Genomic DNA, 1046 nt, shown 5'->3' on the forward strand with positions numbered 1-1046 from the left:
GAATTCTTCAGGTGTTCTTGCTATAAGCTCATTAGGGTCATCAAAGAAACCGCCTGCATAATACGGTAGACCACAAGCACCTAGGGATATAATATCTGTTTTCTCATAAATGACAACTTCATAATCTGGTTGTAATCTTTTTAACTTTGCTGCAGCGCTCATACAATGTCGTCAACTTAAGAGAAATAAAAAAATAACAAAAAATTTTTTAAAAAGGCTTGACAATAGTGAAAAAATTTGCAGCCTTGTTATAGATAAAATTTTAATTTATAGCGAGGTTTTATATATTATGAAAAATACTACATTATTATCTTCAATTTTTGAAGATACAAAAAATTTAATTACTTCAAGTGAATTTAAAGAAGCCTATAGCTTAGGTAATTCATTTTCAAGAAATCGAAAATTATCTTTTTCTAACACTATTCTTTTTATTTGCTCTGCATTACGTAAATCTATATCTTCTGAAATTGCTAATTTTATTGAAGACTATAAACATTTAAAATTTCCATCAATAACAAAGCAAGGTTTTTCAAAGGCAAGACAAAATATATCACCACAAGCTTTTGCTGAATTATGTAGGCTTTTTGTTGATAAATTTTATAGTTTAAATAATAAGTTAGCTACTTGGAATGGCTTTAATATTCTAGCTATAGATGGTACTAGTTTACAAGTACCAGATACAAAAGAATGTGGTGAATACTTTGGATTAAGCAGTAATCAAAATAAGACAAGAACAGCAGTTGCGACGGCATCAGCATTATATGATGTATTAAATGATATTATTGTAGATGCTAGAATAACTAAATATAGAATAAGTGAGAGAAAACTTGCTAAACAACACATTGAATCAATACATGATAAATTAAAGAATAATAAAAGTATTATTACTTTTGATAGGGGATATCCTTCATATGATATGTTTGATTATTTGGATTCTAAAGAATTACTATTTTTAATGAGAGTATCAACATCTTTTAAACTTGCAGAATCATTAGATTCAGAGGATTCTATTTTAGAATATAAGATTAATGGAAAATTAAAGAAAG

The 1046-nt window shown here is 27.2% G+C and carries 1 protein-coding gene; it reads left to right on the forward strand.

What is annotated here, in order from left to right; translation table 11 throughout:
• Positions 1–289 precede the first annotated feature (289 nt).
• The coding region (locus ACWI69_RS12200) for a transposase (RefSeq protein ID WP_448822104.1) at positions 290–1046 on the forward strand (757 nt) is incomplete at its 3' end.

The sequence above is a fragment of the Cetobacterium sp. genome, from assembly GCF_977044495.1.